Source organism: Shewanella sp. SG44-2 (assembly GCF_014164215.1).
GTDB lineage: Bacteria > Pseudomonadota > Gammaproteobacteria > Enterobacterales > Shewanellaceae > Shewanella > Shewanella frigidimarina.
The window spans coordinates 108,641-123,947 of record NZ_JACJEU010000002.1 but is presented as its reverse complement, the minus strand read 5'-3'; the positions used below and the strand labels follow the sequence as shown (position 1 = coordinate 123,947).

15 protein-coding genes are annotated in these 15,307 nt (G+C 41.6%); 11 read left to right on the top strand and 4 right to left on the bottom strand.

Translation table 11 applies throughout. The features are described from left to right. Nucleotides 1-181 precede the first annotated feature (181 nt). Together H5181_RS02065 and H5181_RS02060 are read right to left on the bottom strand one after the other, a co-directional pair. On the bottom strand, nt 182-2,272 hold the full coding sequence (locus H5181_RS02065) for a HAMP domain-containing sensor histidine kinase (RefSeq protein ID WP_182750162.1): 2,091 nt from the start codon (nt 2,270-2,272) through the stop codon (nt 182-184). 56 nt (nt 2,273-2,328) lie between these two features. Further along, on the bottom strand, nt 2,329-3,717 hold the full coding sequence (locus tag H5181_RS02060; protein WP_011639325.1) for a sigma-54 dependent transcriptional regulator: 1,389 nt from the start codon (nt 3,715-3,717) through the stop codon (nt 2,329-2,331). A 354-nt stretch (nt 3,718-4,071) separates the two neighbouring features. Here H5181_RS02060 and H5181_RS02055 point away from each other — a divergent pair, with 354 nt between their 5' ends. The 8 genes from H5181_RS02055 to mutM all read left to right on the top strand — a co-directional run bounded on the left by H5181_RS02055 (nt 4,072) and on the right by mutM (nt 11,085). Next, nucleotides 4,072-4,836 carry a substrate-binding domain-containing protein gene (locus H5181_RS02055; protein WP_404948481.1) on the top strand — a complete coding sequence of 255 codons (765 nt, stop codon included), beginning with the start codon at nt 4,072-4,074 and terminating at the stop codon, nt 4,834-4,836. Continuing rightward, entirely contained in the window at nt 4,833-5,540 is a 708-nt protein-coding gene (locus H5181_RS02050) for an ABC transporter permease (RefSeq protein WP_011639327.1), read from the top strand. The genes H5181_RS02055 and H5181_RS02050 overlap by 4 nt, the downstream gene beginning before the upstream one ends. 1 nt (nt 5,541) lies before the next feature. Then, nucleotides 5,542-6,291: an energy-coupling factor ABC transporter ATP-binding protein gene (locus H5181_RS02045; RefSeq protein WP_182750079.1), complete on the top strand. Its 750-nt coding sequence runs from the start codon at nt 5,542-5,544 to the stop codon at nt 6,289-6,291. Continuing rightward, nucleotides 6,275-6,865: a molybdenum cofactor guanylyltransferase MobA gene (mobA, locus tag H5181_RS02040; protein ID WP_011639329.1), complete on the top strand. Its 591-nt coding sequence runs from the start codon at nt 6,275-6,277 to the stop codon at nt 6,863-6,865. Before H5181_RS02045 ends, mobA begins: the two co-directional genes overlap by 17 nt. 17 nt (nt 6,866-6,882) lie before the next feature. After that, on the top strand, nt 6,883-8,700 hold the full coding sequence (locus H5181_RS02035) for a bifunctional molybdopterin-guanine dinucleotide biosynthesis adaptor protein MobB/molybdopterin molybdotransferase MoeA (RefSeq protein WP_182750078.1): 1,818 nt from the start codon (nt 6,883-6,885) through the stop codon (nt 8,698-8,700). An 8-nt stretch (nt 8,701-8,708) separates the two neighbouring features. After that, a complete protein-coding gene (gene moaA, locus H5181_RS02030) occupies nt 8,709-9,695 on the top strand; it encodes a GTP 3',8-cyclase MoaA (protein WP_182750077.1) in 987 nt (328 codons plus the stop codon). Between the two features lie 106 nt (nt 9,696-9,801). After that, nucleotides 9,802-10,260, top strand: a complete 459-nt coding sequence (locus tag H5181_RS02025) for a hypothetical protein (protein WP_182750076.1) — start codon at nt 9,802-9,804, stop codon at nt 10,258-10,260. A 9-nt stretch (nt 10,261-10,269) separates the two neighbouring features. Beyond that, entirely contained in the window at nt 10,270-11,085 is an 816-nt protein-coding gene (mutM, locus tag H5181_RS02020) for a bifunctional DNA-formamidopyrimidine glycosylase/DNA-(apurinic or apyrimidinic site) lyase (protein ID WP_011639333.1), read from the top strand. 94 nt (nt 11,086-11,179) lie between these two features. Here mutM and H5181_RS02015 read toward each other — a convergent pair whose 3' ends face one another. Both H5181_RS02015 and coaD read right to left on the bottom strand, forming a co-directional pair. Further along, complete coding sequence (locus tag H5181_RS02015) at nt 11,180-12,688, bottom strand: capsule assembly Wzi family protein (RefSeq protein ID WP_182750075.1); 1,509 nt, start codon at nt 12,686-12,688, stop codon at nt 11,180-11,182. Nucleotides 12,689-12,692: 4 nt separating this feature from the next. Then, nucleotides 12,693-13,199 carry a pantetheine-phosphate adenylyltransferase gene (coaD, locus tag H5181_RS02010; RefSeq protein WP_123882443.1) on the bottom strand — a complete coding sequence of 169 codons (507 nt, stop codon included), beginning with the start codon at nt 13,197-13,199 and terminating at the stop codon, nt 12,693-12,695. 233 nt (nt 13,200-13,432) lie between these two features. Between coaD and H5181_RS02005 the strand changes: the two genes are divergently transcribed. The 3 genes from H5181_RS02005 to H5181_RS01995 all read left to right on the top strand — a co-directional run bounded on the left by H5181_RS02005 (nt 13,433) and on the right by H5181_RS01995 (nt 15,305). Further along, complete coding sequence (locus H5181_RS02005) at nt 13,433-13,723, top strand: hypothetical protein (protein WP_102036260.1); 291 nt, start codon at nt 13,433-13,435, stop codon at nt 13,721-13,723. A gap of 86 nt (nt 13,724-13,809) precedes the next feature. Next, nucleotides 13,810-14,526 (top strand): YjbF family lipoprotein, encoded by a 717-nt coding sequence (locus H5181_RS02000; RefSeq protein WP_102036259.1) that lies wholly within the window; start codon nt 13,810-13,812, stop codon nt 14,524-14,526. Beyond that, complete coding sequence (locus tag H5181_RS01995; protein ID WP_182750074.1) at nt 14,523-15,305, top strand: capsule biosynthesis GfcC family protein; 783 nt, start codon at nt 14,523-14,525, stop codon at nt 15,303-15,305. Before H5181_RS02000 ends, H5181_RS01995 begins: the two co-directional genes overlap by 4 nt. Nucleotides 15,306-15,307: the final 2 nt, after the last annotated feature.

Below are 15,307 nucleotides of genomic sequence, written 5' to 3'. Positions count from 1 at the left end.
GAATGATTATTATTAACTTGCGTTCCAAAACTCGGTTTACTAAATAGAGACTTCATCACCTTTAATTAGTCTGCAGAGTTCGCAAGCACGACATTGCTCACACACTCTTTGTGGCCGGGTTAATCACCCGGCTTTTTTTTGCCTATTTTTTGTCTATTCCTTGCCTATTTAGTCACGTGCTTTACTGTGTTCTGTCACCAAAATGTAAGCCTTCATAAGGCCCAAGCTGCTGATCATCTTTTGCTTTATGGTAAAGCCCAATGGTAAATATGGTGCCTTTTCCTACCGTCGAATTCACTTCAATCGTACCGCCAAGTCGTTTAATAATCCCATAACTCAGAGATAACCCTAAACCAGTACCATCTTTACGGGTGGTATAAAATGGATCAAAGATACGACTCAAATCTTGTTTCGAAATCCCCATCCCTTCATCTTCAACTTCAATTTTTACCCCAATAGCGATTCCGTCTTCTAGCCAGTCGTAAGTTCGTAGCCAAATTCGACCTTTATTCTCAATCGCATGGGCAGCATTAACCATTAAGTTAATCAGAACTTGTAATAGCTGAGGTCGATTGACTTCTACTGAACCTGTAGCCGTAAACTCCTTAATCAACTTCACTTCTTGTTGCTCAATAGAGTGACGAGCTAATAACAGCATTTCTTCAACGATTGGCGTCACAGGTTGTAATGTTATTGGCGCATTAAACTCACCAGGACGGCTATATTGCAGCAGGCTACGGATGATAGTCGTTATCCTACCGACTTGTTGAATAACCAATTCAATTTCTTCTTCGACTATTGCAGCGTTGTCACCGAGTTCATATTTTAATAGCTCCATGTTTCCCAAGATAACGGCTGTAGGATTATTAATTTCGTGGGCAATACCAGCAATCAGTTCGCCTAGTGCGGTGAGTTTTTCGTTAGTTACTAATTGCTGTCTGGTGGCATGCAACAACGCCACATTGCGTTCGAGCTCTTCTGTTTTATCTTGCAAGCTGCGGGTTCGTTGTTCAACTTTGATTTCTAGCTGCTCTGCTGCCGCTTGAATTTGAGCATTTCGTCGCTGCAACTGATCTAACATTCGATCAAATTGCTCCGCTAAATGTGCTAGTTCGTTATCACCATTCATGTCTAGTTTACCAATTCTGATATTTCGACCAGACTGTACCGCAGTAACAACTTGGTGAATATATTCAATAGGTTGTAGCAAACTGTTCGCGCCGCGATAAACCAAAAAACCTGAAATTAATAATACGAAAACTAAAATGGTGCCGAGCTCGATAATATTGAGTAAATAGTTATGTAAAAAAGGCGACTCAGAAAAACCGGCATACACCATCCCAATCCTTTTACCACGAACATCGAGTAAAGGAAGGTAACCCGAGATATACCAATCATTAAGAACAAAGGCGCGATTTATCCACGTTTGGCCTTCAATGAGTACTTGCTGATAAACCTCATCAGACACTAAGGTCCCCAAGGCTCTATTGGGTTTATTGTTGTCTTTAGGAAATAGATCCATCGGTACATTGGTACTAATGCGAATATTATCCAGAAAAAGGGTTACAGTACCGATTGAACGTTCAGGCAACGTGCCTTTGCCATACACCAAGTCACGAATATTATCGACTATGTCAGTATTGTGATTAAACAACATCCCACCATCTAAATACCAAAATACATTTCCCGACTGGTCGGCTATTGGCAATAGAGTTCGGCTTAATAAGCCACGGGTTTCCATGCTTTGCTTAGGTTTTTTCGCATGCAATGTCGGGATCAATGTAATTTGAGCTTGTTTTGCTAAACTTGAGTTAATTCTTTCGAGGCGTTTGGCTGGCAATACCATTAACCCCGAAAAAACCTTCTGTTTGGTTTGATGTAACATCAAACGTAAATCAGGGTCTCCAGCGGCATCGGCAACACTAATTAAACGTAAAAAGTCTAAACCTAATTCTTTTTGCTGTTGCGCCAATAGCATATTTAACGCACTAATCGCACTCGGATTTGGTTGTTGATCACTGTGTTTTATTAGCCTAAATGCATGTTGAAAATCCCATGATGCACTTATCGAGTCGAGCTTATCTTGTTGGCGTTCCTGCACTTGCACTAAAGTACTATTCGCGACAACCAAGTCAGCCTTTACCTTCATAAACAATTGTTTACCTGTGTATATTACATTCCAATAAATGGTAATAAACACCAAGCTAACTAAGGTTAATAAAATAGGTAATGATGTCAAAAACAAAATGCGATAACGCACTTTGGCCTGCATTTGCTGCCAACTAATACCAAAAACTCGCGTAAAAATACCAGTAGAATGCACCACTTTTATTCTTCCTCAAGACCTTGTTTTTCGTGAGTTAGCCAATCTTTAAATTTTCTATCTAAGGTTTTTCGTGACACACCTAAATCTCGCGCTGCAGCAGATTTATTACCACTATGGCTATCGACCACTTTGGTGACATGTTGTTTTTCAACTTCTTTTAATGGCCAACTTAGCGGATAGCCCATCGCATCATTAACCATAACAGACACAGGTTTCTTCCAATATTCCGCAGGCGGTTTACCTAATAGGATGCATCGTTCAATCATATTACGCAGTTCACGAATATTACCGGGCCAATCATGCTGTTGCAGTACTTGTAGGTCTTCGTGGCTCCAAATAACATCTTTAATGCCCAACTCTTGTGACAACTGCAAGGTAAAATAATGGGTAAGCTCAACAACATCTTCTGGCCGAGAGCGCAAAGATGGAATAACAATGTTCAATACATTCAAACGATAAAATAAATCACGTCTGAAACGACCCGCTTCAACTTCATCAATTAATAAACGATTAGTGGCCGCGATAACGCGCACATTAATGTCGATTTCTTTTTCGCTTCCTACAGGACGAATAGCACGTTGTTCGAGCACTCTGAGTAAGGCGGTTTGCATGTTCATCGGCATTTCGCCAATTTCGTCCAGAAAGATCGTGCCGCCCGAGGCATAACTAAATAGCCCTTCACGATTACCTTTAGCCCCGGTAAAAGCGCCCGCTGTATGGCCGAATAGTTCACTTGCTAACAATTCAGGGGCGATGGCACCACAGTTTACTGGTACAAACGCACCACTTCGGCCACTCTGTTGATGTAATTGTCTGGCCACCAGCTCTTTACCTGTGCCTGATTCGCCCTCAATTAATACAACTGCGTTAGTCGGTGCGATTCGTTCAATGACCTCTTTAACATCACGGATGGCTTCACTGTTGCCAATAATGGTGGATGACTGTCCGTGCGACAGTTCACGCCTTAACATAAAGTTTTCACGCTTTAGCAGTCGTTTTTCGATACAGCGGTCAACGGCGGTAATCATTTGCTCTAAGTGAAACGGTTTCATGATGAAATCAGAGGCACCTGCACGTAATGCTTTGATTGCCACGTCCATGTCTGCATAACCGGTCATAAAAATGATATCAGATTGACGTTCGGGATCATCTAACGCTTCATGCCACTCAATACCTGAACGGTCGGGCAAACGAATATCAACAATTAACAAATCGAAATGGCCGTGACTGCGTAATTCTTCTGCTTGGGCAATTGTGGAGGCGGTTTCTACCAAGGCAAACTTTTTTGCCAAGGCTTTCATCAAAAAACTACGCATACCGGGCTCATCATCAACGATAAGAACCGACATAGTGGTCTTGCTTACTGGGGAGATATGTTCATCTGGACTCATAAATGGACTCTTATTTGGACATTTTGTCGCGCTTTTCACCACTGTATCATCGAATTCACATCACTTGGTCACTATGAACCACAGAAAAGTGATCATGGGACAATTTGTCTAAGATAAATGATTAAAGCTTGGGAGCAAGTTCACAGTTTCGATTTTATGCGTGAACTGTATTTGCATTAACACTGCTTGGCATCTAACTTGCTTATTGCATTGGTAATTAAGCAAAACGGCTTAATGTTTTGTACACGTTTTTCAGTATGAACATCATGATTGTTAATATATCAAGGAGCGGCAATGTTAAAACTCAAAGCAAGCGTTAGTATTCTGTTGGCAGCATCGGTACTCAGCGGAGCAATGTTCAGCCCAACAGCACTCGCAAATGAAGTGATCAAGTTAGCGACCACTACTAGCACTGAAAACTCAGGATTACTTGGGGCGCTGTTACCAAAATTTGAAGCGGAATCAGGCTATAGTGTACAAGTGATTGCTACGGGTACAGGTAAAGCATTGAAGCTGGCAAGTCAGGGAGATGTTGATGTCGTTATGACTCATGCTCCAGCTGCAGAAGCAAAGTTTGTTGCTGACGGTTATGGTATTGAGCCTCGCGGTATTATGGAGAATGATTTCATTGTATTAGGGCCTAAAAATGATCCTGCTGGGCTCAAGTCGAGCAAAGATGCCACTGAAGCATTCAGCAAAATTGCTAATAAGCCAAGTAAATTTATTTCTCGTGGTGATAACTCTGGTACTAATATGAAAGAGTTAGCCATTTGGAAAGATGCGGGCGTTAAACCTGAATTTACTGGCTATACCTCAGTTGGCCAAGGCATGGGTAAAACCTTATTAATGGCCAATGAATTTCAGGCTTATACATTAGCGGATCGCGGTACGTTTATTGCTTATAAAGCTAAGCTAGACCTTAATATTAGTTTTGAAGGTGGTGCGGAATTAGCTAACCCTTACCAAATTATTTTGATCAACCCTACAAAATACCCAGACTTGAATCATAAAGGGGCAAGAGCATTAAGCGATTGGTTTATCAGCCCTGCAACACAAACTATGATTAATAATTATAAAGTGCAAGGAGAGCAATTGTTTAAGGCAACTTATAAAAAATGAGTGATGGCTGGTTAGCCCTATTGCAGCAAGCATTTAGCTTGCTGCTATCTTTTGACCCACATGTATGGGCAATTATTAACATCTCATTTTCGGTGTCTTTTGCCGCGCTGTTGATCACCATTATTCCGTCGATGATGTTAGGTTTTATCCTCGCGTTTAGTCATTTCAGAGGCCGCTGGATCGTCACTAACTTAGTGCAAACATTGCAATCTATTCCCACTGTAGTGATTGGTTTATTAGTGTATTTATTGTTAACTCGCAATGGTGTCTTAGGCGATTTAAAGTGGCTATTCACCCAAAAAGGAATGATTTTAGGACAGATGTTAATTTGCGCTCCAGTATTAATCGCATTGTCACAGGCCGCTTTTGCCAGTGTGGATCGTAGAGCGTGGGAAACATCTCGTACATTAGGAGCCTCATGGCTACGCGCGGTTTGGACCTTATGCCGTGAACTACGAGGCCCCTTACTGCTCGCCATTATCGCAGCGTTTAGTCGCATTTTAACTGAAGTGGGTTGCTCGATGATGGTTGGTGGCAATATTATGAATGTCACCCGTAATATTCCCACTGCAATAGCACTTGAAACGAGCAAAGGCGATTTTGCACAAGCTATCGCGCTAGGATTAGTCTTATTAATATTAGCGGTAGTGTTAAACTTCATCTTAGGTTCATTGCGAGGCAAAGCGCTCCCAAGGAGTCATTAAGATGGCATTATCACATTCTTCAGACCGCTCTTTAGCCAGTATTCATGCAAAAAACCTACTGATATCTTTTAATCAGCAGATACTCTTTAGCGCAGCCGATTTGCATTTTAGCCAAGGTGATGTCATTTACCTGCAAGGTGACAATGGTTCGGGTAAATCGACCTTAATGAAACTCCTCGCGGGTTTAATTAAACCAAATCAAGGTCAGATCACCAGCCAGGGGTTTGCACCTCAAACGTGGTGGCGACCGTCATCTCTTTTAGGTAAAGCGGTTTATTTACATCAACATCCTTATCTTTTTGAAGGCACAGTAAAGTACAACTTAACCTACGCCTTGGATCAGCGGGCTTTAGCGCCGGAACAACGTAAAAAGCGGATCAAACAAGCCATTCATATGGCTCAACTCACCGATTTACTGAATCATAATGCCAGCGACCTGTCGGGTGGTGAGAGACAACGTCTTGCCATTGCCAGAGCTTGGATTGCGCAACCTAAACTATTAATGCTTGATGAACCGATCTCAAATATGGATAAGCACTCACAGCGCCTAGTGCTCGCGATGATAAATCAACTCAAACAAGACGGCACAGGACTGTTAATTAGCAGTCATCAAACCTGTGGCCTGACCGCGTTGTGTCAACAACATTGGCATATAAAGCAACGCACAATTCATACCAGTATTCATGTACCCCAAACAGATGATTTACATGATACCCACACAACGGAATTACATTATGGCACCTCAAATTGATGCGGTGATTTTAGCTGGCGGCATGGCAAGACGAATGGGCGGCAATGACAAAGGCTTAGTGGATCTCAATGGCCAAGCGATGATTTGTCATACAATTAATAAGCTGTCGACTCAAGTGGATCAGATCCTGATTAACGCAAATCGAAACCAAGCTCAATATGAGCAATGGGGTTACACTGTTTTCAGCGATCAAGACAGCGGTTATTTAGGCCCTTTAGCTGGAATGGTTACAGCCTTAAAACAGACTCAAGCTGATTATTTACTTGTGGTCCCTTGCGACTGTCCTATGCTACCAACCGACTTAACAGCAAGATTATTAGCTGCTTTAGAGCAACAACAAGCCGACCTTGCTGTTGCTAGTGATGGTGAGTATGAGCAACCCGTAGTGTTATTGCTAAAACCACATCTGGCAGCATCGATGCAGGCTTTTTTAGATGCGGGAGAGCGCAAAATTGATTTTTGGTATCGCCAACATAAAGTGGCAGTAGAAAGTTTTGCTGACCAACCCAATGCATTCGTTAACATCAATACACCAGAACAAAAACAGCAGTTAGCAACGCAAATTGCCAAGTAATTCAGTAGAGGTACTTCATGACAGCATTATTTTCTAACCCATTGTCCATTCCCGTTTTGGGATTTTGTGCATACAGTGGCACAGGTAAAACCACCCTACTAAAACAGCTTATTCCTGCCTTAATTGAGCGCGGTTTACGTTTAGCCGTTATTAAGCATGCACATCATAATTTTGATGTTGATGTTCCGGGTAAAGACAGTTTCGAAATGCGCAAAGCTGGGGCAAGGCAAGTATTGGTAGCATCTCATGTACGCTGGGCATTAATGACTGAAGACCCAGTTGATGACGACCCACAATTACAACATTTACTGCGTCAAATTGAAGCAGACAAAGTCGATATCGTACTAGTAGAAGGCTTTAAGAAGCTGGCATTACCTAAAATTGAATTACACCGTGCAGCACATAATAAACCTTTGATTCATATACATGATGACAATATCGTTGCGATTGCCTGTTGTGATGAAACCACAGTACCTGATTCATTAACGCGCTTAGATTTAAACAACGTGGCGCAAATTGCTGATTTTGTACAACACTATCAACAAAATTGGCAGGCAGAAGAGGTCAGCTTGCCGATTGATGCGAGCAAAGCAGCTCAAATAGACGATACGGAAAACAGTCCAAACGCTATTAGTGTATCCCAAGGCGTTGCGGCGGTATTAAGCCAAGTTACCCCTATTGTGGACACTGAATTAGTCAGTCTTTTCGATATTGATAATCGCGTACTGGCGCATGATATTATTTCTGAAATAAACGTACCTCAACAAACTAACTCTGCAATGGACGGTTATGCCTTTGCGTTTAGTAACTTATCTAATAAGCCTCTTAAAGTCGTGGCCGAAGTATTAGCAGGACATCATTACCCCAATATGCTGCAAGACGGCGAAGCCGTGCGCATTATGACCGGAGCAACAGTGCCAAAAAGCGCTGACACCATTCAGCCACGAGAGCTAGCAAACGAACAAGATAACCTGTTAACCCTTCTTGAACATGAACACATCGTTAAAGGTCAACATGTACGTCTGGCGGGTGAAGATATTGCTAGCGGTGACGTCGCTTTAGCGGCAGGGAAACGCTTAGGTGCTGCTGAACTAGGCCTACTAGCATCACTTGGATTTGATCGACTACCTTTAGTTAAACGCCCTACCGTCGCGGTATTTTCAACTGGCGATGAAGTCAGCCAACCAGGACAAACACTCAAACCAAACTGCATCTATGACTCAAATCGCTATACCGTATTATCGATGGCTAAAAAGCTCGGTTGTCAGGTTATCGATTTAGGCATTATTGAAGATAATGAACACATACTCACCGCGACGTTACGCAGTGCGGCAGAGCAAGCAGATATCGTCATCAGCTCTGGCGGCGTATCTGTGGGTAATGCCGATTACATTAAAACGGCACTCGCCAATGTGGGCAACACTCAATTTTGGCGAATTAACATGCGACCAGGTCGCCCTCTCGCGGTAGGGAATATTGATCGCAGCCTATTTTTTGGCTTACCGGGAAACCCTGTGGCGGTTATGGTGGCATTTTTACAGTTTGTGCAACCTGCTATCCGTAAATTAGCTGGCGAACTTCACTGGCAGCCACAATTTATTCCTGCCATAGCACAGCATGCATTACGCAGTAAAACGGGGCGAACTGAATTTTTACGCGGTATTTATACTATTGGCTCAGATGGCCGAATCAAGGTAAGCACCACTGGTGCGCAAGGGTCTGGCATGCTCAGTTCAATGGTCAGCGCTAATTGTTTAATTGTCATTGGTGATGATACTGCCACCATACCTGCTGGCGAGTCTGTGTTTATTCAACCCTTTGCTGATTTACTGTAAGTGCTGATATGAGCCAACTTATCGACAGTTTTCAGCGAAAAGTAGATTATTTACGCTTATCGGTAACCGATCGTTGCGATTTTCGCTGTGTATATTGCATGAGCGAAGATCCGACTTTTTTACCTAAGTCACATGTACTTAGTTTGGAAGAGTTGTCGTGGATAGCCCAAGCTTTTACTGAGCTTGGGGTAAAAAAAATACGCCTCACCGGTGGTGAGCCACTAGTGCAATCCGACTGTGACAAACTGGTCAAATTATTGAGAAAATTGCCTCAATTGGAAGAACTCTCAATGACCACTAATGGGTCTCGATTATCTAAGCTAGCGCAGCCACTGTTTGATAATGGCCTTAGCCGATTGAATATCAGCCTTGATACCTTAAACCCCGATGTATTTGCGCAGCTAACCCGTAACGGAAAACTAGCGCGTGTCATCGCTGGCATTGATGCCGCAATAGCGGCTGGCTTTCGTAACATCAAAATTAATGCGGTCATTCTGCGTGGACGAAACGATCATGAAGTATTAGATTTAGTTGAGTTCTGCCGCCAACGTCAACTCGATATTGCTTTTATTGAAGAAATGCCAATTGGACTCATGGATGATCGCCATCGTCACCGTCATTGCTCAAGTGACGAAGTCCGAAACATTATAGAAACGCGCTATCCCTTAATCGCTTCATCTAAACGCACAGGCGGCCCCTCTCGATATGTAAAGATGGCCGACAGCACGATTCGTATCGGATTTATATCGCCACACAGCAATGACTTTTGTCATGAATGTAATCGCGTAAGAGTAACCGTTGAAGGGCAATTACTGTTGTGCTTAGGTAATGAGAATGCCATTGATTTAAAATCAATTGTGCGACAATTCCCCGCCGACATTGAACGTCTTAAACAAGCCATTACCGATGGAATGCAATACAAGCCGCAGTCTCACCACTTTAACCTCAACGCTGCGCCACAAATACTACGCTTTATGAATGCCACTGGCGGCTAATTGTTTTTGCTATCGTCAATGGTACACTTATGCCATGATTTGCCACTTCAAACTTGCGCGTTACATTACCAGTTTGAGATAGTTTTTATCCACATGAAGGTGATTTATGGCTCTGTCACGTAAAAGTTGGAACTATATTATTATTGGTGCCAGTGTATTTATGATTGCGGTATTGTCTTTTATCAATGATAAAACCGCCGATGTCCCAGATGATACAGTGCCTTTATTTGATCCGCAGCTGCCGTTGAAACAATTACAACTTGATGGTATTTGGCTAAGCCAACAAGACGGACAGTGGCAGTGTCATTCGCAGGTGCTCAATTGTCAGCAATGGGCTTTATCATGGCAAAATATTAGTGTATCACCATTAAAAAATCAGCCTGAACATAGCCTTAAAGAGCAAACTCTGTCTATTGCCATCGATAATATGCAAACGACACAATTATGGCGCTATTTCCCAAATGAAGGTTTGTTGCATTCATCTAGTCAAAATTGGTATCTAGTACCGCCGAGTTTACGAGCTGGGTTACAACCTATATTAGCCATACCTCCTCAATCAAAATAATGAGTCATTATGCCCGAATTACCAGAAGTTGAAGTGACCCGTCTAGGGATCAGTCCATATCTTATTGAGCAAACGGTAAGTGAATTGATTGTGCGCAATGCCTCACTTCGTTGGCCTGTACCGGCCATAGCTCAAAACATTGTTGGTCAGCGTATTACCAATGTCCGCAGACGAGCTAAATACTTACTCATTGATACCGATGCAGGAATGACAATAGTGCATTTAGGCATGTCAGGCAGCTTACGTATTTTACCGCGCAATACCCCAATCGAAAAACATGACCATATTGATTTAGTACTCGAAAATGGGCGCATGTTACGTTTTAACGATCCACGTCGCTTTGGTGCTTGGTTATGGTATGAGTTACCAGAAGAAGCCCATCCACTGCTATCAAAGCTTGGCCCAGAGCCACTAAGTCCTCATTTTACGCCATTGCAATTGCAAGCAGCACTTGCGGGCAAGAAAAAGGCGATTAAACTGTGCTTAATGGATAATCACATCGTGGTTGGAGCCGGTAATATTTACGCCAACGAAGCTTTATTTGCTGCCGGGATCCATCCTGAAGCCGCGGCGGGAAGCATTGATTTAGAACGGTTAACGATTCTAGTCAGCGAGGTTAAGCAAATTTTGGCTCACGCCATTGAACAAGGTGGGACAACATTAAAAGATTTTACTAATGCCGATGGTAAGCCAGGATATTTTGCGCAAAAACTGCATGTTTATGGTCGTGGTGGCGAAACCTGTACAGCCTGTGGCAATTTATTAAGTGAGATAAAACTTGGCCAACGTACCACGGTTTTCTGTGGTTTATGCCAACAACGTTAGTCGGATAAATAACGCCTAAATTTACACATAAAAAAGGGAGCCATTTGGCTCCCTCATATCATCAACCTCAACTCGGGTTAATCAACCATAGCGCTTAAAACTTATATTCGTAAGTCGAAAACACAGTACCTTGAGTGTCATCATCTTGTACTTCGAACTCTGAATTAGCCACACTGCCACCTAAGGTCAACATGCCATTAAACATCGGCAAACGATACGACAATTCCAGCATCATGATATCTTCTTTTAATGGCTGTGGAGCCCATACACCACCGCGATTAGCACCGTCTTTATTCAGTTGAGCATAACGGAGTATTGAGGTAAAGCCATGACTATTATCGAACTGCCCAATTAAGCCTAATGCATAAACATTGGCATCACTGTCATAGGTACTGCCAAAAGCACGACCATAATAACGTGAGCCACTGAGGTAGGTGTCATGTTCATAAAAACAGTTAGAGCTAGTATCAGCTTCATTTTTAAGGCAATAAACCAGAGTGTCGCTGTATTCGAAAAATAACTTATATTGTTGTTTGGCAAGATTAAAACGCGTATCTACACCGACCATTTTAGCACAATCAGTTATCTCCCACGGTTGGCCTGTCGAATCCTCACAGGTTCGTTCCAGATATAAGCCCACAGGTACATCAAACCAGGTATCTGCATAACGGACATCAAAGCCCGCCATCTGGTTACCATAGTTTGAACAACCTTCACCTTGACCTGTATCCGCTCGACAATCACGCTGACCAGTAATGGATTTAACTGCGGTATTGAAGCTACATTCTTGGCCTTCACCGCAAAACTGTGTGGTCCACGATAAGCCAATTTCTAACTGCTTAAGTGGCTTAATTGCCCCTCGTAGACTCCACAGCAGCACATTAGGAATATACCGATCTTTCTCCGTCATACTCACACCAGCAGTTAAATTCCAATCACCAAACCATGATAACCAAGGCGTTTCAAATGCTTGAGAATTATTACGACTGACCATTAAAGATGGCATTGGGCGAGCATTATTTGATTTATGGAGTGAGGAATCAAATCCAGGTCCCCACCATTGGCCGACGCTGCCAGCTGTGACAATCCAATTGCCTAGCACTACCGCAATATAAGAATCATCTAAACGGATTTCCTCGTCGTCCGCAGGGTTATAATTTGCCGATGCAGAAATCTTATAAGAAAATCGCTCTCCAGTGTATTCATGTGAGCCTTGTAACTGGCCCTTTTCACGATAATCTGAGCCAAAATGTTGAAAGCGTGCCTCATCAGATGCGGCAGCCACTTTTATACTGGTGTTACCACGATTACCAACAGCATTTTGGTAGTAAAAATTAACTCGTGCAAAAGCATCAACTAAATCAAGCGTTAACAAAGCAGGTTCAGTTTGAGCCAAATCAGTCCCAATACCAGACCACATTAATGGGAATGTATTAATAGGTGCACTAATCACTCCGGCATCAGCTAACGCTTGAATATCTGCACGCAAATAGATATCGGAGGTATCGACCCATGGTGCGGCTTGAGCACTATCCGCTGTGATAATCATAGTACTTAAGCCAAGCGTGACGGCAACCTTGATCAAACTAAATCCCTTTATCATACGACTACTTACCTTTATTTTCGGCTTGAATTTGTGCCACTTTCTGTTTCAATGCAGCTGCAATCTGTGGATGAACGAATTGACTTACATCCCCTCCATGTAATGCGACCTCCTTGACTAACGTTGACGAAATAAATGAATTTTCTTCCGCTGGGGTTAAAAACACACTTTCAAGATCAGGGCTCAAACGGCGATTCATATTTGCCAACTGAAACTCGTATTCGAAATCAGATACCGCTCGCAATCCACGCACCAAGACACTAGCATGTTGCTCTTTAGCAAAATCAACTAATAGACCAGTAAAGCCAACAACTTCAACATTATCTAAATGTGCAGTAACTAAATTGACTTGAGCGACGCGCTCCTCGAGAGTGAAACGAGGTTGCTTAGAAGGATTTGAAGCAATACCGATAATCACATGCTTAAATAAGCGTGCAGCACGTTCAATTAAATCGGCATGACCATTGGTCACTGGGTCAAACGTACCAGGATAAATCGCTCTTCTATGCATAAAACAAAGCCATGATGAAAAATTTATAACGATTTTAGCAGCTCATTGAGTATCAACACACTTGATATCGATATTAATTAAATATTTTTGCCAAAAACACCCATTAATAAACTGTCAACCTAATATTTATGAATAAATTTTAAACAATTATGTAGAATTTAAGATAGAAGTTAATAGATTCTATGCTAACCTATAATTAGTTTGTTTGGATATTTTACGGGAATACTTTGAATATGAAAAAATTAGCTATAGCGTTAACAACTGCTTTATTAATGGTTAGTTCAGCTCAAGCGGCTGAAGAAACTACAGGTACAGGTACTGGAGCTGGTGCTGGTGCTGGTGCTGGTGGCCTTGGTGCTGTAACTGTAGGTACTATTGCAGTTGCTACTGGGGTTCTTGTTAGCGTAGTCGCTGTGTCTGTGAATGATAGTAATTCTGAGAGTGGCGCAGGTACTGGTACTGGCACGGGTACAACTACAACGAGCACTGGAACAGGTACTACTACAACTTCAGTTACAAACTAAAGTTGTTAGTAAAATAAAAAAGCACATTTTTAATGTGCTTTTTTTATTTCCCATAAATATTATAAAGCTTAAGGAATTGAGCTAGTATGCCTTTTATTTTAAATAGCAAAACTCTATTTATTATCTCTTTGATCACCTTATCTGGTTGCAGTAACACTTCATCCCAAATTTCTAATATGGTTAAAGACAGTATCATCGGGCCGCCTGATTCGGTTATTTCAGCAAGCAAAGTTAAAAGTAGTCCATATGCAAGTATCTACGTTAAAGTAAATAAGTCTTCGCAAGCCTATGTATTACTTGCTTTTGCAGAAGCACCACAGACAATTCCTGTTACGCCATTTTCAAAAAAAAATGCTGAATTAAAGTGGGTATCATCTGATGCTGCAATGCTGGTTACTCGTAATGGTCGCTTACTGAAAACAGTTAATCTGTTTGATGGCAATCTTGTCACTCTTAGTAGCGAACAAATCGATCCAATTTCATTAGGACTTCATTTAACCAGCACACCAATGCAATGGCAAAGTACTATTGATTGGCAACCCGGTTACCATTTTAGTTACAAACAGCAATCAACCTTTACCTTTATTGCTGATGAGACAGTTATCATCAATGAGAGTCCAGTGCTATTGAAAAAGTTTGATGAACATATATTCATTCCCAAATTAGGTATCGAATACAATAACCAGTTTTGGATTGATGCCACTTCTGGTGTGGTCTTTAAAAGCAACCAAAAAATTGCTCCCAATCTCCCTTATATTGATATCACGCTGTTAAAGCCTTATACATTTGAGGATATAAAATGACGCTGTTTATTAGATTTCTACCGCTTTTATTAATTTTTCTTACCTGGAGTGTCAACGCTGAAACAACAATTACCGTCACACAATCAGCATCAGCAACTAAAACATTAACGCTTGAATATCAAAAGCCTGTACGCTTAGTACAAGTTGTTGAAGACAGTTTGGCAAACATTAGTAAATTAGTTTCTCAAAATGACATCCAGCCACAACCTATCTATTGGTTATCTGCTGGACTTTATGATCTATCCACCGCCACGGCAGTAGAAAACCAGCAACAACAAGTTTTACATTTACTGAATATCCAAGATTCCAATAAAAATAAGCCACAAAATATTCAAGCAATAAAAGCATTATCAGATTGGATAACGGTTAATAAATTCGCAAAACGTGAAGCAATTGTTTTGGACTTTGATTCAGTAAGACTTAAAGAAGAACTAAATCCACTTATTTCAGAACATTATTTATTCTCATTACCAACCAAACCTGGGTATGTAATGGTATTAGGTGCAGTTGAGAAAAATGGTAAACAACCGTTTAGAGTCAGACAAAATGCAACAAAATACCTCGATTGGGCTTTACCAATAGATGATTCAAACAACAGTTTTGCATGGTTGATTCAACCTGATGGAAAAGTTGAACATTACCCTATTGCTTATTGGAATAATCATCAAATTGACATTGCGCCGGGGGCAATTATTTACCTTGAATTTCAAGGTGCTCAAGAAAATGAACAAGTATTAAATCAACAAGTGATTGAATTATTAAAATATTGGATACGTTAACC

Coding starts and splice junctions, on each gene's coding strand:
- mobA (WP_011639329.1), top strand. CDS start 6,275: ATGGCACCTCAAATTGATGCGGTGATTTTAGCTGGCGGCATGGCAAGA.
- H5181_RS02025 (WP_182750076.1), top strand. CDS start 9,802: ATGGCTCTGTCACGTAAAAGTTGGAACTATATTATTATTGGTGCCAGT.
- H5181_RS02045 (WP_182750079.1), top strand. CDS start 5,542: ATGGCATTATCACATTCTTCAGACCGCTCTTTAGCCAGTATTCATGCA.
- H5181_RS01995 (WP_182750074.1), top strand. CDS start 14,523: ATGACGCTGTTTATTAGATTTCTACCGCTTTTATTAATTTTTCTTACC.
- mutM (WP_011639333.1), top strand. CDS start 10,270: ATGCCCGAATTACCAGAAGTTGAAGTGACCCGTCTAGGGATCAGTCCA.
- H5181_RS02015 (WP_182750075.1), bottom strand. CDS start 12,688: ATGATAAAGGGATTTAGTTTGATCAAGGTTGCCGTCACGCTTGGCTTA.
- moaA (WP_182750077.1), top strand. CDS start 8,709: ATGAGCCAACTTATCGACAGTTTTCAGCGAAAAGTAGATTATTTACGC.
- H5181_RS02050 (WP_011639327.1), top strand. CDS start 4,833: ATGAGTGATGGCTGGTTAGCCCTATTGCAGCAAGCATTTAGCTTGCTG.
- H5181_RS02000 (WP_102036259.1), top strand. CDS start 13,810: ATGCCTTTTATTTTAAATAGCAAAACTCTATTTATTATCTCTTTGATC.
- H5181_RS02005 (WP_102036260.1), top strand. CDS start 13,433: ATGAAAAAATTAGCTATAGCGTTAACAACTGCTTTATTAATGGTTAGT.
- H5181_RS02055 (WP_404948481.1), top strand. CDS start 4,072: ATGTTCAGCCCAACAGCACTCGCAAATGAAGTGATCAAGTTAGCGACC.
- H5181_RS02060 (WP_011639325.1), bottom strand. CDS start 3,717: ATGAGTCCAGATGAACATATCTCCCCAGTAAGCAAGACCACTATGTCG.
- H5181_RS02065 (WP_182750162.1), bottom strand. CDS start 2,272: ATGCAGGCCAAAGTGCGTTATCGCATTTTGTTTTTGACATCATTACCT.
- H5181_RS02035 (WP_182750078.1), top strand. CDS start 6,883: ATGACAGCATTATTTTCTAACCCATTGTCCATTCCCGTTTTGGGATTT.
- coaD (WP_123882443.1), bottom strand. CDS start 13,199: ATGCATAGAAGAGCGATTTATCCTGGTACGTTTGACCCAGTGACCAAT.